The organism is Rhodococcus sp. P1Y, assembly GCF_003641205.1.
Taxonomy (GTDB): Bacteria; Actinomycetota; Actinomycetes; order Mycobacteriales; family Mycobacteriaceae; genus Rhodococcoides.
The window spans coordinates 1033622-1057743 of sequence record NZ_CP032762.1 but is presented as its reverse complement, the minus strand read 5'-3'; the positions used below and the strand labels follow the sequence as shown (position 1 = coordinate 1057743).

Below are 24122 nucleotides of genomic sequence, written 5' to 3'. Positions count from 1 at the left end.
TCCGTTCGTCCGGGGGCATCGCCGCAGACAGGGCGCGGTCATCGTTCAATAGCGGTGATCGATCGGTCAGGAATCGATCATTGTTCACCTCCTCGGCAGCTGATTACGTAGTGCTCTGTGACTACTGGAATGCGAACTGCTGAATCGTACGACGCCACCGAGTCGAGGTGGGTCGCGGTCGCGATGCTCACCGCGGCCACGTTCATCGTCGTCACCTCGGAGATGCTTCCGATAGGTTTGCTCACTCCAGTGTCCGACGATCTCGGTGTGACGACGGGAACAGTCGGCCTGAGCGTGACCATCACAGGTGTGACGGCAGCTGTCGCCGCTCCGATCATTGTCCGGCACAATCGTTTCGATCGACGTACCGCCATGCTTATGCTGATGGGATTGCTTGCTGCCGGTAATGCAACCGCAGCGGCGGCATGGAGTTTCGATGCCATGATCATCGCCCGTGTGCTGGTGGGAATTGGGATGGGAGGGGTATGGGCATTCGCGGCCAGCCTCGCACCCACTCTGGTTGCACCCCGGCGTGCTGCGACAGCGACAGCGACAGTGTTCAGTGGGGTTGCGTTGGCGTCGGTGTTGGGCGTACCCGCCGGGACTTATCTAGGTGCCCTCGTCGGGTGGCGAACGGTGTTCGGCGCCGCGGGACTGATTGCGCTGGCCGTACTTGTCGGCCTGTCCCTCAGCCTCCCGAAGCTACCGGTGACGCCTGAAGAGACGGTGGCGTCGATCCGCACGCTAGCGGCAAATCGCGCGTTGAGAATTGCCCTCATCGTCGTTGCCTTGCTCGTAACCGGACACTTCGCTGCGTATACCTATGTACGACCCGCGTTGGAGCAGATCGCTGGGCTCGACGCCGACCGAATCGGCGGTGCGCTGCTCGCCTACGGACTTGCCGGAATGGCCGGAAACTTCATTGCGGGATGGTGCGCTGCCCGACGGCCCAGGGCAACCGTGATTTCGATCGGGGTGGCTGTAGCGGCATCTGTGAGTGTTGTTCCTGCACTGGGCGGCTCCGTCTGGTTGGCGATCGGTCTGATCGCAACGTGGGGCATCGCGTACGGAGGAGTGTCTGTCGCGACGATGACGTGGGCTACCGCTGCGGCTCCGAACGAGAGGGAGTCCGTGTCGGGATTGTTCGTTGCCGTGTTCAACGCTGCGATTGCATCCGGCGCGCTGGTCGGTGGCGTCGTCAACGACCAACTCGGTGTCAGTGCAGCTCTGTGGGTCGGCGCCACGCTGGTTGTACTTGCGGTGGGGGTCGCGATTGCAAGCAGCAAGCCTAAACGCGTCGGGTGATGAGATCACCCGTCCGACATGCGTATACCGACCACTACCGTGCCATCGAGATCGTCGGAGCAAACGATGTCGGTGTCGAACCCATGCGATGCGAAGATCCCCGCGGTGTCCTCTGACTGCCGACGGCTGGTTTCGATGAGAAGCGTGCCGCCTGGCGCGAGCCACCCCGGTGCGTTCGACGCAATCCTGCGGTGCAGGTCCAGTCCGTCGACACCGCCGTCGAGGGCTACGGCCGGCTCGTGGTCGCGCGCCTCCGACGGCATCGAACCGATGGCGTCGGTGGGTACATACGGTGCGTTCGCGACGATCACGTCGACCGTGCCGCGGAGATCCTCTGGAAGTGCCTCGTACAGGTCGCCCTCGTACACTCGGCCACCGACCGGCTCTACATTGCGCCGCGCACACCGCACTGCCACCGGATCGATGTCCGACGCATGAACCTGCACCCCAGTGAGCCGGTGTGCGAGAGCTGTTGCCACCGCTCCTGAGCCGCAACACATATCGACGACGATGCGCGGACTCGTCACTGCTGCTCGGTGGACCAGGAGCTCGGTTCGCCTGCGCGGCACGAACACTCCAGGCTCGACGAAGATTCGCAGACCACAGAATTCGGCCCATCCGAGAATCTGCTCCAGCGGGGTGCCGTCGACCCGTCGGGCAACGGCGTCGTCGAGGTCGCTACCGGTGAATCCATCGATGAGCAGCGCCGCCTCGGATTCCGCGAAGACGCATCCCGCGGACCTGAGGATTCGCGTGATGTCGGCGTCGGACGCGGAATCGGCCATGGGCGACCCTAACCCGGTCAGCCTTTCGGCGTCAGTCGGTAGTGGAGGCGTACCGCAGTCAGCCCCCACAACTTCAACACATGGTCGGTCCGGAGCACCCCCTCGTCGTCCACGTACACGTGAAACACTTCGTGAATGGGGGCCCGGGACGCATAGTCTGCGTTCTTCTCGGCGACGACCGTGTAGGCGCCATCTTCGCCGAACTTCCCCGCGGGCGAGGTCAAGATCAACGAACCACCTTCACCGACGCTCGGCTTCAGGAACACCTGGACGTTGCCGTCTTCGAGTGGAAAGGTGACGTGCACACTGGGACCGTCGCCCTCTGGCAGCGTCGTCGCCCGGTAGTAACCGCTGTACATGAAATCGCCGGACTTGCGAAGCTTTCTGAGCCAGGCAGACCCAGCGTGCTCGCCTGTTGCATCTACGATTTCGATCACTTCGCTGTCGACACCGTGCGCAACCGCCAAGGGCTGCACCGGAAGTGCCAGTTGCTGAACCCTTTTGCCGTACAGATACTCGATTGCAGAACCTGGGACGCCGAAGCCTCGCGTCCACTGCGTCCAGGCGTCCATCCTCCACTGCGCGGTGTGCTCGTAGAACTCTCGAATACGTGGATCGATCTCATCGGGATCGAACTCGGGCCCTGTCAAAGCGCCGAAGTCGTGTAGCAATCCGTCGGACTCCGAACCGGGGACGACCGCGCCACCGATCCGATCGGCCTCCTTCTGCAGCCAACCGTCCCTGACCACGCCGGACCCCGCTGTCGGCCCCCTCAGCCAAGATTGTGCGCCGTCCAAATCCACTCGACGACCGACCGTCTTCCAACCGATCCTCGACGCCTTGTCCGCCCACGACCACGCCCCAACGCTCACCATGTCGGACAGCGTCTCACATCAAGGCCGATCGGCAACACAGTCGGTGGCAGAAGTCCGTGCATCCGAACAGTCCCCGATGCCGGGCGTAGTGATGTTGATTCTTCAATCGTAAAGCATTGACAGACAACACTTTCAGGCTTGCATTCGAACATCTGTTCTATTACAGTAGACAGCATGGAACAGCCGGGGGGCTCCACGCACATCAGATCCGAAGCCGATGCGGCAGCGGCCGCATCGGTGGCCCGCCTCGCCGACGCCCGCCGTACCGAGAACATCGCTGCTGCCGCACTCGTTCACGAAGTGCACATACTCGGCGAAATCCGATTCGGCGCAGAGATGGATGTTCACTTCATCGGCTCTGATCACCCCGATCATCAACCCGATGTCGCCCGCGCCCGCACAGCCACCGAATGCGACGCGGCCGTCGCCCTGTCGCTCTCGCGCACAGTGACCCGAGAGATGATCATCGTCGCCACCGCGCTCGCTGACCGGCTACCGGGCATCGACGCCGCGTTCACGGTAGGGGACTTGGACTACCCACGAGTGCGCACCATCGCACTGACCTTGCAGCGCGCCAGCGACGCTACCGCTACAGCCCTCGAACCGGACATTCTCGCGGCAGCACTGCGCTGCAACTCCCGCGCCCTCACCGACAACATCTGGCGACTGTGGATCGAACACGACCCCGACGAAGCCGCCGCGGCACGCGAGCGCGCAGTCTCCGACCAACGTTGCGCCGACATCCGACGCGGAACCGACGGCCTGGCCACCCTCATCGCGAAAATGACCACTCTCGAAGGCGCCGAATGCGAGGCCATCCTCACCGAACTCGCCGCCACTGTCTGCCCCAAAGACCCCCGCACCGCTAGACAATTGCAGGGATACGCGCTTCTGGCCCTGTTTCACCGCGAAGACTCCGTCGCGTGCGCATGCGGCACCGACACCTGCCCCGTCGCCAGCGCACCCGACTTCACCCCCGCACGCCGCACACCCCTGATCAACATCCACATCGACCTCGACACCCTCCTCGGCCTCAACGACCACCCCGCGACCCTCGCAGACGGCACGGTTCTCGACGCCGACACCGCACGCCTGATCGCCCGCGACGCGCGCTGGCAGGCCCTCTTGACCGACCTCATCGACGCCGCCCAGCAGCACGCCACCAACAACAGCGGCGAGGCCAGCGAAACTTGCAGCAGCGCGTCGTCCGAAACCACAACCGGCACTTCATCACCCGAACCAAGGCCACCAACTTCAGACGACTCGAACACGGACGACGGGCCCGAGCCTGGCGACGGTCACGACGACGCTGGTGATGGCGGTATACCGACTCCACCCCCAGCACCCCCGACTCCACCACCACCAGCACCGCCGACCGGTCGCGGTCGCATACGCCCACGCGCCCGCCGCATCATCGCCCGCGGCCGCACGCGCCCAGCCGCGCCACTGCCGTCGATCGCCAAGAAGGGCAGGCGCACAATACAACCCGGTTCAGGGACCAACTCCAGACTCGGCGAAGAAGCAGCACTCACCGAAGCCATCACTGAGTTCCTCGCCGCCGCTGCCGCCGACCCCGCTCTCGCCGAAGGCCACCACCCCGATGGCCACGGCGGACTCACCTTCCCGCCACCAGGTGCGCTGACCTATCGGCCATCCGCCACCCTCGTCGCGCTCGTACGCGCGACCTATTTCCACTGCACCTTCCCTGGTTGCAGCGTGCCCGCATCGCGCTGCGACATCGACCACATCGTCCCCTTCGACCACCACAATCCCACTGCAGGCGGATGGACCATCCTCGCCAACCTCCACCCCCTCTGCAGCTATCACCACCACGCCAAAACCCTCCAACTCTGGGCATGTGCCAAACTCGACGGCAACGGCATCTACTGGCGTTCCGGCGTTGGGCTGCACCGCATCACAGCCGCCACCTACGGCACCGTGACCGTGCCCGACGACTTCCAGCACACCCGGCGCTACCGCCCAAGCACACCACCAACACCGGGCGCCACACCTAACAGCACCCAGATAGACCCGGCCACCGGCGTGTCAGCCGACGGCACCACCTACATCACCTACGACATCGACATCGACTTTGACGCAGACGCAGACGCAGACCCGGACGGCGCCGACGCACGTGAGACGACCGCCGAACCGCCCGACGAACTCTACGAACCCACGTGGTGGGAAACCAACATCACCGACCAGGACACCGAATGGCACAAACTCCTACGCCACAACACTGAAGGGGGTGCACCGACCCTCGCCGACATCGCACGCCTCACGGACCCTCGGGACCGCGCCGACGCCCACTACCTCCGCACCAGATTCCTCGAACACCGCGCAATTGTTGCCGAACGCGAAAAGCACCGCCCACCACCATTTTGACCACAAGCATGCGCGTCGAGCAGTCAGGACTTCGCTCACGGCCGCAAGCCGAGACCCCGCTCAGCGAGCGCTTCCTTGGCGATTCGCAGCGCCTTCGGCCCCACGCCGTGCAGCGCGGCGAGCTCCGACTCGGAAGCACCCGCGAGTTCGTTCAGCGATCGGTACCCGGCCGCGAAGAACGCACCTGCTGCCGGGCGTCCCGTTCCTTTGGGAAAGTGGTCGATCGGCTCGCTACTCTGTTCTGTTCCGTCAGCCATGGGCAAACAATAATCGGCGCAGGTACCCTCGGTGCGGTGTCGAACATAGAGCAGGGGTCCAACACCAACCAGCGCCGTGTCCTTCTCACCGGCGGAAACACCGGAATCGGCTACTACACCGCCCTCGAGCTGGTGAAGCAGGGAGACCACGTCACTCTGGCGTGCCGAAATCTGGACAAGGCGAACGCCGCGGCGGCGAAGATTGCCGCCGAAGCGCCGGAAGGAACCGTCGACACCGCCCACCTCGACCTGGCAGACCTTGCGTCCGTCCGCGAATTCGCAGAATCAGCGCCCGCACGCGTCGACGTACTGATCAACAACGCCGGCGTGATGATGCCCGCCAAACGAACCGAAACGAAGGACGGATTCGAGCTCCAGTTCGGCACGAACCACCTCGGTCACTTCGCGCTGACCGGCCATCTGTTGCCCAACCTGCGCGCAGCCGGGAACGCCACCGTGGTCACGGTGTCGTCGGTGGCGCACAAACAGGGGCCCAAACTCGACTTCGACGACCTCCAGGCAACCCGCGGCTACCAGCCTCAGCGGATGTACGCCAACTCCAAACTGGCCAACCTCTTGTTCGCCTTGGAGCTGCAGCGACGCCTCGACAAAGCGGGAATACCGATCACCAGCAACGCCGCGCACCCGGGAATCTCCGAAACCGCGCTCTACACGAGCCCCGACGGACTCGGTAGCTCCAAGATCGCCTCGCTCGGCGCATCGATCGGGCTGAAGTTCATCTCTCAGTCCGCAAAAGCCGGTGCACTGCCCACCCTCTATGCGTTGGAAAGTGGAGGGCCCGGCTCCTACAGCGGACCCAAGTCGCTGTTCGAGTCGCGTGGAGCCCCGGGCCCGGCCAAGATTTCGGCCAAGGCGCAGAGTTCCGCCTTGGCCGAAAAGCTATGGGAGGCAAGCGAAAGGCTCACCGGGATCACCTACGATCTCAGTTAGCCACGTTCGCTGCGTTGGGGCGGCGGGCAATCGTTCGCAGCAACACAATGCCGCAGATCGCCCCGACGGCAGCCGTAAGCGAAGTCAGCATCACGCTTGCCACGTCGATCCCATCCGACGACCGCAGATCGTTCGGAACCACGGCCATGACCGTCAAGTACGTACCCCAGGCGAACATTGCACCCGAGCCGAACCAACCGAACCCGGCCGCAGCCAGCCGTACCAACGGCAAGCGGTGTGAGCCCCAATTCCAGGCGAACACCACCACTGCGGCTCCCGTGAACAGGGCAATCACGCTCGACGCGACGGCGTTGACGGTCTCGAGCGGACCGGGACCTTTGGACACAAGCGTCGACACCGCGATCGCACAGCAACCGATGACCGCCAATCCGGCTCCCACTCCTGAATGCTCCGGCCCCCGAGCAATCACCCGAGTGCCCCACCTGTCTTTCGCGTACAGCGCGAACCCAAGGATCAAGAAGAATCCCTGCCATGCGAAGCCGGAATAGACCACTGTCGGAACCCAGTCCGCGAGTACTGAAGCGCCCTTGCCTTCGGGGGACGATTCGGTTCCGACTACAAGTTGTACGGGCAGTATCACGAGAATCTGGCCCAGTAGGCCTGTCGCCACCCACATCGGCAGTAGAAGCACCGGGGCGGGGATCTTCCGTCCCCACTCCGTCACGAAGGACAGCGCCAACAGCACCGCGATCACGTCCATGACCGCCGTTCCCGCGTTCAGAACGGCCATCGCACCGCCGCGGCCGAACTCTGGATCGTCGATACCGACGCGAGAACCGCTGATCCACAGTACTTTCAACGCCACATAGGGCACGATGCCCACGATGGCAGCACACGCAACCACCCAGCGAAACCTTCCGGGTGAGCTCGCGGAGCGTGGGGTGTATGCACTGTCCGACTCGACTGTTGTTTTCATACAACCGAGCATCGGTCCTCGCATGCTGCTCTGTGATCCCTCCCGCGAACCGAATCCACTCCCTCGCACGGGGGATTGCCCCACGGCCTACGCGCTGGAACGATGAGTGATCATGAAGGTGGCGCCGCGGCAGCTGATACAGTGCCAACAGCTGACACGGTGCCAACTGTTTGCACGAAGGACGGTGCACGTGCTGCTCGGCGGCATGCTTGCTGCTGCCTTCGGTCTACTCGCCTACTCGTTTGCCACGTCGGTCACGGCATCGAGGTCCGCATACAATGCCGAATCGATGGTGGGGCTCGGGATACTTGCTGCGCTCGTCGTGGCAGTGGGGGTCACGGTTGCTCTGTCGCCGCCGGTTCGCCCGCTCGAAGTCGCGGCCGCCCGCCACCTCCTTGGTCTCGATCTCCCCGAAGTTCAGGCGCCCAAGTCGTGGTCGTCGCGGCGGCGAGGGGCAGTGTGGCTTGCCCTCAACGTCATTGTCGGTGGGATCGCTCTTCTCGCGTTGCTCGTATTCGTACCGATCGGAGTGGGGCTCGGGCTGTATCCCTTCGGTTCGTCAACGACGCTGGCAATCCCGGGTATCCCTTCGGCTCACGTCGACGGCGGCATCGAAGCCTGGTGGGTCGCGGCCCTGTCACCCGTACCGATCGCGGTGGCCATCGGGATCACAGCCATCGCGACCGTTCTGCTACGGCGCGCTGGCCCTTCCCTCCTCGGTCCCACCGATGCCGACAGGCTCGCGCTCGCCGAGCACAGAGAGTTGGCACTGGCCCGAGGTAACCGACTCGCACGAGAAATCCACGACTCCGTCGGACATGCATTGACGGCCATAGGGATTCAGGCCGAGGCCGGGGAACGGGTTCTCGATCGCAACCCCGAGTTCACTCGGTCTGCTCTGGCGTCCATCCGGAAGAGCAGCGTCGACGCATTGGACGAGCTCGACCACGTCCTCGGATTGCTCAGGGGTGAAACTGCCGGGACGGCGCGCCGTCCGCTGTTCGACGATCTGACGGCAATGGTCCAACGCGTCGCACCTGACGCCCATTTCACACACGACGCTGCAAACACAGCCGTGAACCACCACGCGGCCGCCGACGCGTTTCGGATCGCTCAGGAGGCCATGACCAACGCCGTCAAACACGGTCGCTCACCGATCACCTTGCATGTGTCCGTGGGTAATTCGATCGATATAGTCTGCCGAAACGCGCTGACGGGCGTGGTCGATTCGAGACGCCGCGGACGCGGACTCGACGGAATGAGAGAGCGGGCACTGGTTGCCGGTGGGACAGTAGACGTCGACCACGACGAGGGATCCTGGACCGTCCACGCCGCACTCCCCGCGACCGGTGACAGTGGGAAATCCACATGATCCGGGTCGTGATCGTGGACGACGATCTCTTGGTGAGAACCGGCCTTCGCGCCATCCTCGATTCGGAGGACGACATCGATGTGGTGGGTGAGGCCGAAGACGGTGAAGACGTTCCTGCACTTATCAATTCGTCCGACCCCGACATCGTTCTGATGGACGTCCGCATGCGAGGAGTCGACGGCATCACGGCGACGACCCGGCTCGTCGCCGCAGACCTCCGGGCGAAAGTGCTGGTAATGACGACCTTCGAGAACGACTCGTACGTCTACGACGCGCTGAGAGCCGGCGCCTCCGGGTTCGTGTTGAAACGATCGGGAGCCGATCATCTGCTGATCGCTATACGCACCCTCGCCACAACGGACTCGCTTCTGTTCCCATCGGAGTTGCGAAACTTGCTGCAAGCCAGCACACGTCATCGCACAACGCTTCCGGCTCTCACCACCCGAGAGCAGGAGGTCCTCACCGGTATCGCCCGCGGCTTGAGCAACGCCGAGATCGCAAGCGAGCTGTTCGTCGGTAACGAGACCGTGAAGACCTACGTCGGAACACTTCTCGGCAAGCTGGGAGTTCGAGACAGGACCCAGGCTGCGATCGCCGCCTACGAGTCGGGATTCATCGGCCTACAGTGACCACGTCCGGGAGCGGCATGCCCCGGTCGTGGAGAACCGCGCGCAGACGATCCGGATAGTCGGTGATGATGCCATCCACGCCCATCTCGATCAGTACGTTCATCGTTTCGGGATCGTCTACCGTCCACGGGATTACGCGAATATCGGCGGCGTGGGCGTCGTCGATCATCTGCTGGCTGACGTACAGCGCGAAGTCCGCGTCACCGACCTTCCCGCTCTGCGGGGTGCCCTGAACCGGAGAGAAAGCAGATGCACCGAACGACCGAACGGCAGCAATCGGATCTCCGCCGAAGTCATCGATGTCGATTCCACCGAGCCACGGAGACGCACCATCCTGTCCTACCTGCAAGAACTCACCGTTCGTCAGCGCCACAACGGGGACATCCGGTTCCGTCTCTCGTACGAGCTTCAGAGAGCCCCAGTCGAAGCTCTGGATCGACACTCGATCCAGTAGATCTGCTTCCCTTATGTCTCGGAGCACGGTCTCGACGAACTGTTCACGAGGAGCCGTCTCCGACGGGCTTCCTGCTTCCACCTTGGTTTCGATGTTGAGCGACAACTCTGGCGCGTCGACCGAATTCACCAGATCCAGAACGGCTGCCAGCGTCGGCATCCTCGCGCCCGGAACGGTCCGCTGCTCGGGATAGTCCGCCAACCGGAGGGAGCCGCAATCGAGGGTGTCGACCTGCGCGAGCGAGAGGGTGTTGACGTACTTACCCACGTACGGAAACTCGGTGTCACCCGGCGAAGCGGGGCGGGTGTCGACACACTTCTTCGCCGACACCTGCCGATCGTGCGTCACGACGGCTATGCCGTCCTCGGTGATCTGGGTATCGAGTTCCAGCGTGCTGACGCCGAGTTCGAGCGCATTGGTGAACGATTCGATCGTGCTCTCGGTGACGAGGCCGAGCCCACCCCGATGCGCCTGCAGATCGAACTCAGGGCCGGTCGGGTCTGCGGTTCCGCACGCTGTCAGGAAGCAGGTTATTGGAACCATGAGCAATGTGATGACACGGTACCCAGGGCGCATGACTGGTGACGCTATGGACAGGCCATTGCCGCGCAGTGAACTAGTGCTTCCCCGCACCCGACAGATAGGTGACGATCGCACTTCGGAGCGATGCCGTTGTCCACCCCACCGTCAGACCTGCGACGACCAGTCCTTCACACAGCGCGACGTACCCGTATCCGAGATCGCGGTCGCCCATGAGGTTCTCGGCGCCCTCGATGGAGAACAGACTTGCCGCGAGACCCGCGCGCGCATCGGCGTCGACGCTGGGGTCCACCAGTAGCGCATGGCGCGCACGAAGCTGCGCCGAGCGATCGGTGAGGACGGATTCGAGATACCGAGATGTCCGCTCGACCGGGTCCTCGCCGACGAACTCGTGAAACCGCGCCTGTGAATCCTCGGTGATCCGTGCGGTCACCGCGCCGATCAGCTCACTCTTGGTCCGGAAGTAGTACGACGCCGATCCGGGCGGAAGGGCGAGCGACTCGTCGAGCTTGCGGTGGGTCAACGAACGCAGGCCCTCGTCGGCGATCACGTCGATTGCAGCGTCGGCGATCAGTTTTCTGCGGTCCATGCACTCACCCTACAACGCACCCTCTACATATGTAGAGTCGGCGTCATGCGGACCAGAACCCTCAGACGCGAGGTACCCCGAAGCGCCTTCGACACCGACTTCCGACTCGACGACGCTCAAGTCGCGGCAATCGAGGTCCTTACCCGGTCGGACAGGAAGGGCGTGTACCTGTGGGGACCCGTCGGCCGCGGCAAGACGTGGATCCTCGATCGCTACTTCGACGCCGTCACGACACCGAAGAAGCGAGTCCATTTCCACAGCTTCTTCCGAGACCTGCACGCCTCGTACTTTCGCAACCATTTCTCGCTCGAAAGAACACTCGACGAGCTGCTCGGCGACATCGAAGTACTGTGCTTCGACGAATTCCACGTTCACGACGTCGGCGACGGCAGACTCATCTCCCGCATGCTCGACGCGCTGTTCGCGCGCAAGATCGTCCTGGTTCTCACGTCGAACTACCCGCCGGACGGACTTCTTCCCCACCCCCTTTTCCACGACTCGTTCGTCCCGGCGATCGAGCTGCTGAAGGCGAAGCTGCAGACGGTTCGGGTCGACGGCCCCGTCGACTACCGAACTCACCGAGGCTCGGTCTCCGGATTCGCGGCGGGTACGTGGTCGGTGAACGCCGGGGCAGGCGGTGTGAGCTTCGCCGAGTTGTGCGATTCGCCGAAGTCGACGGGCGATTATCTTTCGATGATCGAGCAAGTGGAAACGCTCACGATCACCGGAGTGCCCCGGCTGGCCGACGCTGACCGCGAGGCTGTTCAGCGATTCTCGAACCTCGTCGACGTGCTGTACGACGCCGGAGTTCCGACCCATTTCCACTCGGACGTCGGCCTCGACGAGTTCGCGCAGGGCTGCAACGGTCTCGATATCGAGCGAATCGTCAGCCGATTGTGTGAGCTGCACAAGCATGAGGACAAGCGAGACGCCCACAGCTGACGGCGGTCGGGGGCGACAGCAGCGGCGGGCGTCTCATCCAATATTCGCCGCAGGTGACGGGGTGGATGGGTCGGATTGGAAAAACTTTTTTTGGTGCCAGCAGGCATGCCTGGGAGTGCGATCGTGCCTACCCTCTAGCTATGACATACACAGCAGCCAACCACTGGGTTTTCGAGGGTGACGACGTATCGGGAACTCTCGATTCCGCGTCCGTCGCGGGAGTGCTCGTCGCGCAGATCGTTCTCAGCGGAGCGACCTTCGAGTCCACCGCGGTGACCCGATCGGATCTGGGGTGGGAGATCAGAGCACTCACCGAGCCGATTCACGACGGCAACTCCACGCACCTTCTCGTCGTCATCCCGCGCGTCAACATCGAGAACGAGCCGGTGCAGTTCACCGGGTATGCCGTTCTGTTCACCTCTCGCGGCAACGTCGCGGGCGATCGCTATGTGCACGGCGCTCTGGAGTCGTACGACGTTCGAACCCTGTCCGGCACTGCTTCGCTGGTCAGCAGCTAGTAAGCCGCGTCGGAATACATCGGGCGTTCCTCCCGTTACGATGAAAGTCAATGCAAACGCATGAACCTGTGTTTGCTGGAACGTCGGCAAGGGAGCAAGCCATGCAGTTCGGAATCTTCACCGTCGGTGACGTCACCGTCGACCCCACCACCGGTCGCGCACCCACCGAACACGAGCGCATCAAAGCGATGGTCACCATCGCCAAGCACGCCGAGGACGTCGGCCTCGACGTCTTTGCGACGGGCGAGCACCACAACCCACCGTTCGTCCCGTCTTCGCCGACGACGATGCTCGGCTACATCGCCGCGCAGACCGAGCAGCTGATTCTGTCGACGTCGACGACGCTGATCACCACCAACGATCCGGTGAAGATCGCCGAGGACTACGCGATGCTGCAGCATCTGTCGGAGGGACGCGTCGACCTCATCATGGGTCGCGGCAACACCGGCCCGGTCTACCCGTGGTTCGGCAAGGACATTCGTCAGGGCATCCCCCTCGCGCTCGAGAACTACCAATTGCTGCGACGCCTGTGGACGGAGGAGGCCGTGACGTGGAAGGGCAACTTCCGGACGCCTCTGGACAGCTTCACCTCGACGCCTCGCCCGCTCGACGACATCCCACCGTTCGTCTGGCACGGTTCGATCCGCAGCCCGGAGATCGCAGAGATCGCCGCGTACCACGGTGACGGATTCTTCGCGAACAACATCTTCTGGCCGAAAGAGCACTACATACAGCTCATCAACCTCTACCGCGAGCGCTACGAGCACTACGGACACGGCCGCGCGGATCAGGCCATCGTCGGCCTCGGCGGTCAGGTGTTCATGCGTAAGAACAGCCAGGACGCAGTGAACGAATTCCGTCCCTACTTCGACAACGCGCCCGTCTACGGCCACGGACCGACCATGGAGGAATTCACCGAGCAAACGCCGCTGACGGTCGGATCTCCGCAACAGGTCATTGAGAAGACACTCGCATTCGCGGACTTCTTCGGCGACTACCAGCGTCAACTGTTCCTGATGGATCACGCGGGCCTGCCGCTGAAGACAGTGCTCGAGCAGCTCGACCTGCTCGGCGAGGAGGTTGTTCCGACCCTCCGCAAGGAGTTCGCCGCTCGACGCCCCGAGGGTGTGCCCGAGAATCCTCCGACGCACGCGAGCGTGCTCGCACAGAAGGAGACAGCTGTTGCCGTCTAGTACTCGGTTGGCAGTCGACGCCTGGGAGTCTCTCTTTCGCTCCCAGGTGTCGCTGATGCGCCGGTTCACCGCCGACGACATCTGGGGCCCGATCAGTCTGCGCGAGTACGACGTGCTGTTCACGCTCACCAAGTGCACGACCCACAGGCTCCGACTGCACGACCTGAACAACGAAATTCTGCTCAGCCAACCTTCGCTCAGCAGGCTGTGCGAGCGCCTGGAGAAGCTGGGTTACGTTGCACGCGAGCCAGATCCGACCGACAAGCGCGGCACCGTCGTCGTCCTCACCGACGACGGGCTGACCCTGCAACGCGAGATCGGCCGCAAGCACGCCGCGAGAATTCGGCGATACGTCGGCGACGCATTGTCCGACGACGAACTCACAACGTTGGACGCCTTGTGCACCAAGCTTCGGCTCGCCCAGGAGGACATCTCATGACTGTAGAAGTGATCGACCCACGCGAAGTACCACTCGGCGGTCCGCGGGCCATGACGGTTCGTCGCACGCTGCCGACCAAGCAGCGCACGCTGATCGGCGCATGGTGTTTCGCCGACCACTATGGCCCCGACGACGTTTCGCGCTCCGGTGGCATGGACGTTCCACCCCATCCACATACCGGCCTACAGACCGTCAGCTGGTTGTTCTCCGGTGAGATCGAGCACCGAGACAGCATCGGCTCGCACGCCATGGTCCGACCGGGCGAGCTCAACCTGATGACTGCAGGGCGCGGCATCTCGCATTCGGAGGTGTCGACGCCGAACACCGCCCTTCTGCACGGCATGCAGTTGTGGGTGGCACTGCCTGCCGCCGCCCGGTTCACGAAGCCGAGCTTCGAGCACTACGTGCCAGATGCCAAATCCATCGACGGCGCGGAGCTGCGGGTGTTCCTGGGATCACTCGCCGGCGAGGTGTCACCGGTGGATACCTTCACACCGTTGCTCGGCGCCGAGATCGTCCTCGACGCCGGGGCCACCGTCCGTCTCGACGTCGACTCGTCCTTCGAGCACGGCATCATCGTCGACGAGGGAACCCTGGAACTCGAAGGAACCCTGGAATCGGAGGGAACAGCTCTGGCCCGTGCCGAACTCGGCTACCTCGCGCCTGGCCTCGCGACGATCACGTTGCGCAACACGGGAACATCATCCGCGAGAATGCTTCTGCTCGGTGGTCCGCCCTTCGGCGAACAGGTGGTGATGTGGTGGAACTTCATGGGTCGTTCGCATGAGGACATCGTGGAGTACCGGGCAGCCTGGCAGGCAGGGCTGGCCAACGGCAGCGAACAGTTCGGTGTCGTCGACGGATACAGCAAGCCTGGTTTCAGATTGCCCGCCCCCGAGTTGCCGAACTCGAGGATCAAGCCCCGGGCGTGAGGGGCTGGACCGGGCCCACAACCGGCCCGGCGTTCACAACCAGCCCGCGTCCCGTTCAGAACAGAGTTGCTACCTCGTCCGCGGACTGAGACTGTGCAGGCCGCTGAGACTGTGCAGGTCGCGTGGTCGAAGCAGACCGCTGAGCCGGAGCCGACCGCTTGACTGGGGTTGCCGCGACCACTGATTCGGACGGCGCCAGCGCTTCGACCGGATCCGCCGCACGCTTACTGGTCGGTCCACCTGCCGCAACAGCACGCGCGGCTTCACCGGCGAGTGCGTCGGCCGCCTCGTTGAAGTGGTTACCCACGTGTCCGCGTACCCACCGGAATCGGACGGGGCCAGTGCGTTCGGTGATGGCACGGTCGATGCTCTGGACGAGTTCGAGGTTGCGCACGGGCGTACCACCCGCTGTCTTCCACCCCTTACGCTTCCATCCCGCCAACCATTCGGACGCGCACTTGATGGCGTACTGAGAATCGGACTCGATGAGCATCGGCTCGTCACCCGGATGCGCGAGAACAGCTTCCAGTAGCGCACGCAGTTCGGCAATCTGATTGGTTCCCGACGCCTCGCCACCAGAGTCGCTCGGCCCCGTGTGATTGACCCACGCCCAGCCGATTGCCCCACCCGGGTTGCGCAGACACGAGCCGTCCGTACTCACGATGATCACAGGACAGCACCCTACTTCGGAGCACCGACAAACAACAGGCGCCGCGCCTACGACAGTTAGTGTGAGAACACTGCAGAAGACAAGAAAGGACACTGCGAATGACCGAGCCTGTGCCATCGTCGTTTTCCGCTCTCGTAGCACGCGAATCGGATGGAATCACACTCAGCCGTGAGACCGTCGACTCGTCGTTTCTCCCTACCGTCGACGGCCCTTCGGTCACCATCGCGGTCGAGTACTCCTCGGTCAATTTCAAGGACGCGTTGGCTATCACCCCCAAAGGCGGAGTGGTCAAGGAGTACCCGATCGTGCCGGGAATCGACATCGCCGGGACGGTCGTCGAATCCACCAGCGCAGACTTCGCAGTCGGGCAACGAGTCGTCGCACATGGATACGACATCGGGACCGCGCAACACGGTGGCTACGCCGAGTACGCGCGGGTTCGGGCGGAGTGGGTCGTTCCGTTGACGACACTGTCGACGCGCGAAGCAGCAACCATCGGCACCGCGGGCTTCACCGCAGCGATGAGCGTGCTCGCGCTGCAGGCTGCGGGCATCACCCCGTCCGACGGCCCGATTCTCGTCACCGGAGCCAGTGGTGGAGTCGGAACGGTGAGCGTCGACCTGTTGTCGGCCGCCGGGTTCGACGTACACGCGTCGACGGGCAAGGATGCGGCCGCCGACGTGCTGACCGGTCTCGGCGCGTCGAACGTTATCGCCCGGCTCCCCAGCGATCCCGACGCGAAGCCGCGCCCGCTCGGTCGCACCGAATGGGCAGGCGCGGTCGATTGCGTGGGAGGTAAGACTCTCGCCCATGTGTTGAGCACGCTTCGATACGGCGGTGCTGTCGCAGCAAGTGGGCTGACCGGCGGCGCTCAACTCGCGACGACGGTGCTCCCGTTCATTCTGCGAGGCGTCTCCCTGCTCGGAATCGACTCCGTTCAGCTACCCATCGCCGAGCGTCGGGCAATCTGGCAGCAACTCGAGACGGACCTTCGGCCGCACCGGCTCGACCTGCTCACCACCGAGGTCCCTGTCTCGAATGTGCAGGCTGCGCTCGACAGCATTTCGACGGGACAGCTCATCGGTCGGACGGTCGTCGCCGTGGCGGGCGGATTCGACTAGACCCGACATCTCAGCCGGGCGTCGGTGAGGGCGGATAGTCTTGTCGGTGATGCTCCCGTCCGCCTCACCCGACGCCACCGACTCGATCTCGGCGGTGTTCGAGTCCGAGTCTCCGCTCGACATGACCATGAGTCTGTCGGGGCTCAGACGCGGCAAAGGCGACCCCACCTACGACCGAGACGCCACCGGCAGCGTGTGGCGAACGTCACGTCTTGCGTCAGGTCTCGTCACCTACCGATTGACCCAAATCTCCAGAACCACCGTCCGGTGTGCCGCCTGGGGCGAGGGCGCCGCGGAGTTCACCGGCATGCTCCCCGCTCTTCTCGGTAGCGAAGACGACGCATCGAACTTCGCACCCGAACATCCGACGCTGAAGGAAGCCCACCGCCAATTCCCCCACCTGCGGCTCGGTCGTACCGGATTGGTCATGGAGGCACTCGTTCCGGCGATTCTGGAACAGCGCGTGCACGGCCTGTCCGCGTTCTCGTCGTGGCGCACGCTCGTCACCAAATTCGGCGACCGCGCGCCGGGCCCGACGCCGCGGCCGATGTACGTGCCGCCCACCCCCGAGGTCTGGCGAAGAATTCCGTCGTGGGAGTACCACCTCGCAAATGTCGATCCGGCGCGATCGAAGACCATCGTCCGCTGCGCACAGGTCGCGGGGAGACTGGAACAGACCGCATCCATGCCGTTCGCCGACGCATCGAAGAGACTCAGAGCCATACCCGGCGTTGGCATTTGGACGGCCGCCGAGGTTGCGCAACGCGCCTTCGGTGATCCCGACGCCTTGTCCGTCGGTGACTATCACCTCGCTGCTGTCGTCGGCTGGTCGCTGGTCGGACAACCCTTCGACGACGAGGCCATGATCGATTACATGAAACCTCTTGCGCCGCATCGTTTTCGTGCCATACGGCTCCTGCAGGTCAGCGGCAAGGCGATCAAACCCAAATTCGGGCCGAAAACACCGCTCGTCGATCACACCTGGCACTAGATCGCGGTACCGGGTGTACGCTTAGGTTGAAGTTTCAACTTAGGAGAAGACATGGCGATCCAGCGGCTCAATCACGCCGTCCTGTACGTACGCAACGTCGAGAAGTCCGTTTCGTTCTACACGGACGTTCTCGGCTTCCGAGTCGCGATGCAGATGGGTGCCGGTGCCGCGTTCCTTCGCGCTTCCGCCAGCACCAATGACCACGACCTCGGACTTTTTCAACTCGGCGACGCAGCAGGGGACAGCGGCGCGGGCCGGAGCACGGTCGGTCTCTACCACCTCGCGTGGGAGGTGCAGACCCTTGCCGATCTCGCCGAGATTGCACAGAAGCTCTCCGCGGCAAACGCTCTGGTCGGCGCATCCGACCACGGCTCCACCAAGAGCCTGTACGGCAAGGACCCCGACGGATTGGAGTTCGAGATCGTGTGGCTGGTGCCGCTTCACCTGCTCGACGACGCCGCTGTCGAAGCGGCCACATCGATCCGTCCGTTGGATCTGCAGAAGGAAATCGACCGCTACGGCATCGACACTCCGAGCGGAATCGGCGTCTCGAGCCCAGCCCGCGTCTGACGGGCGGCAGGAATGCGCGGAATACCGGCACCCGACCCGAGCGTTCCATCACCGGAGATAGTTCGCTGAGATAAGGAGTCACTGTTGGCAGCCATCGGAAATTCGAATCTGGACATTTTCCCTCTCGCTCTCGGTGGAAACACTTTCGGATGGACGAGTGACGAGACCTCGTCCTTCGAGATTCTCGACGCGTTCACCGCGGGCGGTGGCAACTTCATCGACACTGCCGACTCGTACTCGGCGTTCGCCGACGGCAACTCCGGCGGAGAGTCCGAGACCATCATCGGAAATTGGACTTCGGCTCGCGGAAACCGGGACGACGTGGTCATCGCGACCAAAGTCAGTCAGCACCCCGAGTTCAAGGGCTTGGCGCCGAACAACATCGCAGCCGCTGCCGAGGCGTCGTTGAAGCGTCTTCAGAGCGACCACATCGACGTCTACTACGCGCATTACGACGACGACAAGACCCCGCTCGTGGAATCCCTTGCGGCATTCGATCAGTTGGTCAAAGACGGCAAAGTTCGCTACGTCGCCATCTCGAACTACTCGGCCGACCGCATTCGCGAGTGGCTCTCGCTCTCGGAGGAGAACGGTTTCGCAAAACCGATCGCCCTGCAGCCGCACTACAACCTCGTCACCCGTGCCGACTACGAAGCCGAACTTGCACCTGTCGCCACCGACAACAACCTCGGCGTGTTCCCGTACTTCGCGCTCGCGGCCGGATTTCTCACCGGCAAGTACCGCACCCGTGAGGACCTCGAAGGCCAAGCACGCAAGCGACTCGCGACCGGTTACTTCACCGACAAGGGCCTCGATGTCGTCACCGCGTTGAGTGACATCGCCGACGCCCACGACGCCGAGATCTCGACCGTCGCGCTCGCGTGGCTGCTCGAACAACCGTCGGTCACCGCTCCGATCGCAAGTGCCAGCAAGATCGCGCAGCTTCCCGCACTCCTCGCCGCGCCGGGGCTGAAACTGAGCGCCGACGAGCTCACACGCCTCACCGACGTGTCCGGCCGGATCTGAGTCGAAGTGTCGCCCGAATGAAGTGGATGGTGCCGTCGGGGATGAGGAAGTTCTCCTCCACCCCGACGGTCACCAGCCGCTTGCCCCGAACACCGGCGTCGATCAGAAATCTCGCGTGCACGGTGTCGCCGGACTCGGAAAATTCGACGTTCCTGATCGCCAGAATCGTCCGATAGTAGAACGCGTTGTTCAGCGCTTTCGAGAGCCTGGGTCCGGAGAAGCCGGTGGTGACGCCGTTTTCGACGCGACGTGCCCCGGACGCGAACTTCACCGCACTCGAATCGTGGGAGAGAAGCGAGTCGATGTAGGCACGCGCAATCGCTTGCCTCGGAGTGTCTCGCGAATCGCTCACAGGGCGTGACCCTAGTTCGAATACATCACAGCGGGAACAGATCGAGAGAAGCGGTTGCTGTCAGTTGGGTGACGCAAGCAACCGAACGCGCGACCGACCCGAACTCGACCGACCCGGCGACATCGTCGGAACCCACGTCCGCAGAGAGACTGAGGGTCATCCTCGTCCTCGGTGCGCTCATTGCTCTCGGTCCGCTGACCATCGACATGTACCTGCCTGCACTGCCTTCTATCGTCGACGATCTGAACTCGACGTCGGCCGCCGTCCAGCTCACCCTGACCGGCACGCTCATCGGTCTTGCTCTCGGTCAGCTCGTCATCGGTCCGCTGTCGGACATCGTCGGACGACGCATCCCGCTCATCGCCGGCACCGCCGTCCACATTCTGGCGTCCCTGCTGTGTGTGGTTGCACCCAACGTCGCCGTTCTCGGGCTCTTTCGTGGACTGCAAGGCCTCGGCGCAGCAGCCGCTGCCGTCGTAGCGATGGCTGTGGTCCGCGACTTGTTCACCGGTCGCGCAGCAGCCACCGTTCTGTCCCGGCTGATGCTCGTGATGGGTATTGCGCCCGTCCTCGCACCGTCCATCGGCGGCGGAATACTCCTCGTCGGTTCGTGGCGCTGGGTGTTCGGCGCATTGGCCGTTCTCGGCGTAGCCCTGTTGATCGTCGCCGTGTTCGCGTTGCGTGAGAGCCTGCCGCCCGAGCGTCGTCGCAGCCGCGGTGTCATGCCGGTCGTGCGCACATACGGACAATTGCTGAGGGACCGGCAGTTCGTCGTGCTCGTCCTCGTCGCAGCACTCGCGATGTCAGCCCTGTTCGCCTACATCGCGGGTTCGTCGTTCGTCTTGCAGGAAGAGTTCGGTCTCAACGAGCAGCAGTTTGCCATCGTCTTCGCACTCGGCGCCATCGCGTTGATCGGCGCGTCCCAGCTCAACGTCGTTCTTCTCGGCTACTTCACACCGGTGCGCATCGTGCTTGCAGCGCTCACGGCAGCCCTCGTCGCCGCAGCGGTCATGACCGTCCTCGCGGTCGCCGGAATCGGCGGGATGTTCGGCTTCCTCGTTCCGCTCTGGTTCGTTCTCGGTGCTGTCGGATTCGTCATGCCGAATGCTCCGGCTCTCGCACTCTCACGCCACGGTGAGGCCGCCGGCACCGCCGCGGCTCTGCTGGGTGCCGCGCAGTTCGGGTCGGGCGCGATCATCGCCCCGGTGGTCGGCGTTCTCGGCAACGACAACGTGGCAGTATCGGTGACGATGGTCGGTGTCTCGGCAATCGCCCTCGTCGCACTGATCGGGGTGACCGTGGTGTCGGCCAGAAGCACTGCACCGGCGTCGACGTCGTCGTCGGTCGCGCAATCGCCCGCAGAATCGACGACTTCGAAGGTGTGACGCACATGCCGGACCGCGAACGCGACGCCTCCGGCAAACCGCTGAACGGACGCCCCCGCGACGGCCTGGGAAGGCCGTTACCGAGGGGCGCCGCGGGCGTCGAGCGGATCCCCGAGGACGTTCGACTCCCTCCCGACGAGTCCATCCTCGCCGCACAGGAACTGCTGGATGCCGGCAAGCCGTTTCACGCGCACGAGATCCTCGAAGGCACGTGGAAAGACTCACCGGAGGGTGAGCGAAGGCTCTGGCAAGGACTCGCCCAACTGGCCGTCGGGCTCACTCATCTGCTGCGCGGAAACACCGTCGGCGCCCGTTCTTTGCTGGGGCAGGGACACGACCGCATTCTCGACTACGAGGTCGATCCACCGTACGGCCTCGACATCGCGGGCCTCCTGAACTGGTCCGACGCTCTGATCGAGAACCTCGATCAGAGCGAGGTGACGCCCGAGCCCACCGTCCCGACCCTCTCGAGGCTCCCCCGCCGCTAGCCGAGCCGCCGCTGTGTCGCTACAGTGACCAAGGTTAGGCAATGCTTTCGACCGGTAGCGATATAGGCGGTGGATACGGGTGAACGCACAGACGGTGTCAGGTGCGCACGCAGCAGTGCGTGCACAGGTCCCCTACTGGGTCGCCGTGCTCACCCCCGAGGAACGAACCTTCGGTAGCCGCCGCACCGACTCGCGTATCGACGCCGTGTACTCCTCCGTCGTCACCAGCACACGCACACAGTGGGCGGGCCACGAGAATCCGTCGTCGACGACGTTGCTCGCCGTGCTGGCGGCCACCATCGGCGCGTGGCAGAGCGATCGCTGTCGCGGTTGCGCGTCGGGTGCTCTCATCGACATCGAGAGCACGACGGGCTCCCACTTTCCGGTCCGGCTTCCCACCTCGGGACACGCTGATTCGCTGACCGAAGAAGTGCGCCGGCGAGTCGCCGCTGCCCCGAACGGCGGGGCGGACTTCGCTACCGCACGGCGCGATCCGGACTCGCCCGCTCTCGCCCGCAAGTCCGGAGCTCAAATCGCATTTCGGAGCGGTCCGGTCCAGTCGATATCCGACGACAACGACCCGCTGACCCACAGCCTTACTGTGTGTTGCGACGTCACGGCGATCGACGGAGTCACTCTGGTCGACACCGAATTCCGTTGGAACAGCCGAATTTTCACCCGCGCAGACGTCGACGACTTCGAACGTTTCTGGGAAAAGACACTGTCCGCATTCGTCCGATAGTCCTTACAGGGACTGCAGGAGCGCAACGTCCTGGGCAAGTCCTTCTTCTGGCGTCTCCAGAATCACCGGCGCTCCCGATGCCTCGGCGACTGCAGTCAACACCTCGGCATCGATTGTTCCGGCAGTGAGATTCGCGTGGCGGTCCCGCGCGGAATCGAACTCGTCACGCGAGTTGTTCAGATGCACCAGATCGATTCGGCCGGTGATGGCTTTGATTCGATCGACGACGCCGAGCAGTTCCTCGCCGCCGGCCCACGCATGGCAGGTGTCGAGACAGAAGCCTGCACCGAATTCTCCGACGGCGTCCCACAGCCTGGCGATGTCGTCGAAATGTCGAGCCATCGCGAAGTCGCCGCCCGCGGTGTTCTCGATGAAGATCGGGACGCCGAATCCGCCCTCACCGGCTTGCCGTTCGAAAAGCTTGCGCCAGTTCTCGAATCCCTTCGCCGTATCCTCGCCGTCGCGAACGTGTCCACCGTGGACGACGAGTCCGATGGCCCCGATATCAGCCGCCGCAGCCGCCTGCTCGATGACTGCCTTGCGTGACGGGATTCGTATGCGGTTGTTGAGGCTCGCGACGTTCAGTACGTACGAGCTGTGCACGACGACGTCGACATTGCTTGCCTTCAGCTCCTCGCCCTGTGGGTGCGGCGTCAGCTTGTTCCACTTCTGCGGGTCGGTGAGGAACATCTGAACGAAGTCGACTCCGAGGCTCTCTGCCGAGCCGAGTGGGTCGGCACTGTCACGAACGTGTGCTCCGATACGCATGTACTTAGGGTAGGAGTAGAGCCTGCGGAATGACCAGGGCGGGTCAGGAGTGGAGCCTGCGGAATGACCAGGGGCTGATTCGCGCCGAATCAGGGTGTCCCCCGATGGCCGGGGCCCCAAAACACTGGGACACTGGTGCGCATGACTGACACCACGATCTCGAGCCGTCCCGCAGGCTCCATTCCTGCTGCCAGTGCGAAAGCGCTGACCAAGACGTACGGCTCGGGTGACACGCAGGTCCACGCCCTGCGGGATGTGAGTGTCGAGTTCGCCCGCGGCGAGTTCACGGCCATCATGGGTCCGTCCGGTTCGGGCAAGTCGACGCTGATGCACTGCCTCGCCGGCCTCGACAGCGCGAGCTCGGGGACCGTCACGATCGGCGACACCGAGCTGACGAACCTCAGCGACAAGCAGATGACCGGGTTGCGCAGAGACAGAATCGGTTTCGTCTTCCAGTCTTTCAATCTGGTCCCGACGCTCACTGCCCTGGAGAACATCACCCTTCCGCTCGACATCGCAGGCCGCAAGGTCGACCAGCAATGGCTCGACACCGTGGTCGATCGCCTGGGCATTCGCGATCGGCTCAGCCACCGCCCGAGCGAGCTGTCCGGTGGTCAGCAACAACGCGTCGCATGCGCACGCGCTCTGGCCGGGCGTCCGGACATCGTCTTCGGTGACGAGCCGACGGGAAATCTCGACTCTCGTTCCTCGGGCGAGGTTCTCGGCATCCTTCGTGCCGCGGCCGACGAGTTCGACCAGACCGTCGTGATCGTCACCCACGATCCGCGTGCGGCCAGTTACGCGGACCGCGTGGTGTTCCTCGCCGACGGCGCCGTCATCGACCATCTCGCGAACCCCACCGCCGAGGCTGTTCTCGATCGTATGAAGCAGTTGGAGACGGTCTGA

27 protein-coding genes are annotated in these 24122 nt (G+C 63.7%); 18 read left to right on the top strand and 9 right to left on the bottom strand.

Annotated elements, in window-relative coordinates; translation table 11 throughout:
- Positions 1-129: 129 nt before the first annotated feature.
- On the top strand, positions 130-1305 hold the full coding sequence (locus tag D8W71_RS05015) for an MFS transporter (RefSeq protein WP_121111531.1): 1176 nt from the start codon (positions 130-132) through the stop codon (positions 1303-1305).
- A gap of 5 nt (positions 1306-1310) precedes the next feature.
- On the opposite strand, the gene D8W71_RS05010 is transcribed toward D8W71_RS05015, so the two are convergent.
- Together D8W71_RS05010 and D8W71_RS05005 are read right to left on the bottom strand one after the other, a co-directional pair.
- A complete protein-coding gene (locus D8W71_RS05010; RefSeq protein WP_121111529.1) occupies positions 1311-2090 on the bottom strand; it encodes a putative protein N(5)-glutamine methyltransferase in 780 nt (259 codons plus the stop codon).
- Between the two features lie 17 nt (positions 2091-2107).
- Positions 2108-2965: a hypothetical protein gene (locus D8W71_RS05005; RefSeq protein ID WP_121111527.1), complete on the bottom strand. Its 858-nt coding sequence runs from the start codon at positions 2963-2965 to the stop codon at positions 2108-2110.
- Between the two features lie 174 nt (positions 2966-3139).
- On the opposite strand from D8W71_RS05005, the gene D8W71_RS05000 reads away from it, so the two are divergent.
- Positions 3140-5350: an HNH endonuclease signature motif containing protein gene (locus D8W71_RS05000; protein ID WP_121111525.1), complete on the top strand. Its 2211-nt coding sequence runs from the start codon at positions 3140-3142 to the stop codon at positions 5348-5350.
- A gap of 35 nt (positions 5351-5385) precedes the next feature.
- Here the strand turns inward: D8W71_RS05000 and D8W71_RS04995 are convergent, their stop codons facing one another.
- On the bottom strand, positions 5386-5607 hold the full coding sequence (locus D8W71_RS04995; protein ID WP_121111523.1) for a DNA-binding protein: 222 nt from the start codon (positions 5605-5607) through the stop codon (positions 5386-5388).
- Between the two features lie 36 nt (positions 5608-5643).
- On the opposite strand from D8W71_RS04995, the gene D8W71_RS04990 reads away from it, so the two are divergent.
- A complete protein-coding gene (locus D8W71_RS04990) occupies positions 5644-6558 on the top strand; it encodes an oxidoreductase (protein ID WP_236077720.1) in 915 nt (304 codons plus the stop codon).
- Here D8W71_RS04990 and D8W71_RS04985 read toward each other — a convergent pair.
- A complete protein-coding gene (locus D8W71_RS04985) occupies positions 6551-7495 on the bottom strand; it encodes a hypothetical protein (RefSeq protein WP_153275311.1) in 945 nt (314 codons plus the stop codon). The two genes, D8W71_RS04990 and D8W71_RS04985, sit on opposite strands and share 8 nt — an antisense overlap.
- A 190-nt stretch (positions 7496-7685) precedes the next feature.
- Here D8W71_RS04985 and D8W71_RS04980 point away from each other — a divergent pair, with 190 nt between their 5' ends.
- Both D8W71_RS04980 and D8W71_RS04975 read left to right on the top strand, forming a co-directional pair.
- Positions 7686-8867 carry a sensor histidine kinase gene (locus D8W71_RS04980; RefSeq protein ID WP_161965402.1) on the top strand — a complete coding sequence of 394 codons (1182 nt, stop codon included), beginning with the start codon at positions 7686-7688 and terminating at the stop codon, positions 8865-8867.
- Positions 8864-9496: a response regulator transcription factor gene (locus tag D8W71_RS04975; protein ID WP_121111518.1), complete on the top strand. Its 633-nt coding sequence runs from the start codon at positions 8864-8866 to the stop codon at positions 9494-9496. Before D8W71_RS04980 ends, D8W71_RS04975 begins: the two co-directional genes overlap by 4 nt.
- On the opposite strand, the gene D8W71_RS04970 is transcribed toward D8W71_RS04975, so the two are convergent.
- Both D8W71_RS04970 and D8W71_RS04965 read right to left on the bottom strand, forming a co-directional pair.
- A complete protein-coding gene (locus D8W71_RS04970) occupies positions 9480-10526 on the bottom strand; it encodes a glycerophosphodiester phosphodiesterase family protein (protein WP_121111516.1) in 1047 nt (348 codons plus the stop codon). The genes D8W71_RS04975 and D8W71_RS04970 overlap by 17 nt on opposite strands.
- A 40-nt stretch (positions 10527-10566) precedes the next feature.
- Positions 10567-11079: a TetR/AcrR family transcriptional regulator gene (locus tag D8W71_RS04965; protein WP_121111514.1), complete on the bottom strand. Its 513-nt coding sequence runs from the start codon at positions 11077-11079 to the stop codon at positions 10567-10569.
- A 45-nt stretch (positions 11080-11124) separates the two neighbouring features.
- Between D8W71_RS04965 and zapE the strand changes: the two genes are divergently transcribed.
- The 5 genes from zapE to D8W71_RS04940 all read left to right on the top strand — a co-directional run bounded on the left by zapE (position 11125) and on the right by D8W71_RS04940 (position 15103).
- On the top strand, positions 11125-12021 hold the full coding sequence (gene zapE / locus D8W71_RS04960) for a cell division protein ZapE (RefSeq protein WP_121111512.1): 897 nt from the start codon (positions 11125-11127) through the stop codon (positions 12019-12021).
- Between the two features lie 140 nt (positions 12022-12161).
- Positions 12162-12539, top strand: coding sequence for a hypothetical protein (locus tag D8W71_RS04955; RefSeq protein WP_121111510.1), 378 nt, complete (start codon positions 12162-12164; stop codon positions 12537-12539).
- A 101-nt stretch (positions 12540-12640) separates the two neighbouring features.
- Positions 12641-13732, top strand: coding sequence for an LLM class flavin-dependent oxidoreductase (locus D8W71_RS04950; RefSeq protein ID WP_121111508.1), 1092 nt, complete (start codon positions 12641-12643; stop codon positions 13730-13732).
- Positions 13722-14171, top strand: coding sequence for a MarR family winged helix-turn-helix transcriptional regulator (locus D8W71_RS04945; RefSeq protein WP_236077719.1), 450 nt, complete (start codon positions 13722-13724; stop codon positions 14169-14171). Before D8W71_RS04950 ends, D8W71_RS04945 begins: the two co-directional genes overlap by 11 nt.
- The gene (locus D8W71_RS04940) at positions 14168-15103 is read left to right on the top strand and encodes a pirin family protein (protein WP_121111503.1); all 936 of its coding nucleotides are present in this window, start codon (positions 14168-14170) and stop codon (positions 15101-15103) included. Before D8W71_RS04945 ends, D8W71_RS04940 begins: the two co-directional genes overlap by 4 nt.
- Before the next feature lie 55 nt (positions 15104-15158).
- On the opposite strand, the gene D8W71_RS04935 is transcribed toward D8W71_RS04940, so the two are convergent.
- Positions 15159-15773 carry a ribonuclease H family protein gene (locus D8W71_RS04935; RefSeq protein WP_121111501.1) on the bottom strand — a complete coding sequence of 205 codons (615 nt, stop codon included), beginning with the start codon at positions 15771-15773 and terminating at the stop codon, positions 15159-15161.
- A gap of 98 nt (positions 15774-15871) precedes the next feature.
- Between D8W71_RS04935 and D8W71_RS04930 the strand changes: the two genes are divergently transcribed.
- From D8W71_RS04930 to D8W71_RS04915, 4 genes are all read left to right on the top strand, one after another.
- The gene (locus D8W71_RS04930) at positions 15872-16894 is read left to right on the top strand and encodes an acrylyl-CoA reductase family protein (protein WP_121111499.1); all 1023 of its coding nucleotides are present in this window, start codon (positions 15872-15874) and stop codon (positions 16892-16894) included.
- Between the two features lie 49 nt (positions 16895-16943).
- Complete coding sequence (locus D8W71_RS04925) at positions 16944-17885, top strand: DNA-3-methyladenine glycosylase family protein (protein WP_442972017.1); 942 nt, start codon at positions 16944-16946, stop codon at positions 17883-17885.
- A 51-nt stretch (positions 17886-17936) separates the two neighbouring features.
- Entirely contained in the window at positions 17937-18455 is a 519-nt protein-coding gene (locus D8W71_RS04920; RefSeq protein ID WP_121111496.1) for a VOC family protein, read from the top strand.
- Positions 18456-18539: 84 nt separating this feature from the next.
- Positions 18540-19481: an aldo/keto reductase gene (locus D8W71_RS04915; RefSeq protein WP_121111494.1), complete on the top strand. Its 942-nt coding sequence runs from the start codon at positions 18540-18542 to the stop codon at positions 19479-19481.
- Here the strand turns inward: D8W71_RS04915 and D8W71_RS04910 are convergent.
- Positions 19456-19833: a hypothetical protein gene (locus D8W71_RS04910; protein WP_121111492.1), complete on the bottom strand. Its 378-nt coding sequence runs from the start codon at positions 19831-19833 to the stop codon at positions 19456-19458. The two genes, D8W71_RS04915 and D8W71_RS04910, sit on opposite strands and share 26 nt — an antisense overlap.
- A 68-nt stretch (positions 19834-19901) precedes the next feature.
- Between D8W71_RS04910 and D8W71_RS04905 the strand changes: the two genes are divergently transcribed.
- From D8W71_RS04905 to D8W71_RS04895, 3 genes are all read left to right on the top strand, one after another.
- Complete coding sequence (locus D8W71_RS04905; protein ID WP_442972016.1) at positions 19902-21218, top strand: multidrug effflux MFS transporter; 1317 nt, start codon at positions 19902-19904, stop codon at positions 21216-21218.
- A gap of 5 nt (positions 21219-21223) precedes the next feature.
- Positions 21224-21706 (top strand): DUF309 domain-containing protein, encoded by a 483-nt coding sequence (locus D8W71_RS04900; RefSeq protein ID WP_121111490.1) that lies wholly within the window; start codon positions 21224-21226, stop codon positions 21704-21706.
- A gap of 79 nt (positions 21707-21785) precedes the next feature.
- Positions 21786-22448 (top strand): hypothetical protein, encoded by a 663-nt coding sequence (locus D8W71_RS04895; protein ID WP_236077718.1) that lies wholly within the window; start codon positions 21786-21788, stop codon positions 22446-22448.
- Positions 22449-22451: 3 nt separating this feature from the next.
- Here D8W71_RS04895 and D8W71_RS04890 read toward each other — a convergent pair whose 3' ends face one another.
- Positions 22452-23216, bottom strand: coding sequence for a deoxyribonuclease IV (locus tag D8W71_RS04890; RefSeq protein WP_121111488.1), 765 nt, complete (start codon positions 23214-23216; stop codon positions 22452-22454).
- A 141-nt stretch (positions 23217-23357) separates the two neighbouring features.
- On the opposite strand from D8W71_RS04890, the gene D8W71_RS04885 reads away from it, so the two are divergent.
- Positions 23358-24122 carry an ABC transporter ATP-binding protein gene (locus D8W71_RS04885; protein ID WP_121111486.1) on the top strand — a complete coding sequence of 255 codons (765 nt, stop codon included), beginning with the start codon at positions 23358-23360 and terminating at the stop codon, positions 24120-24122.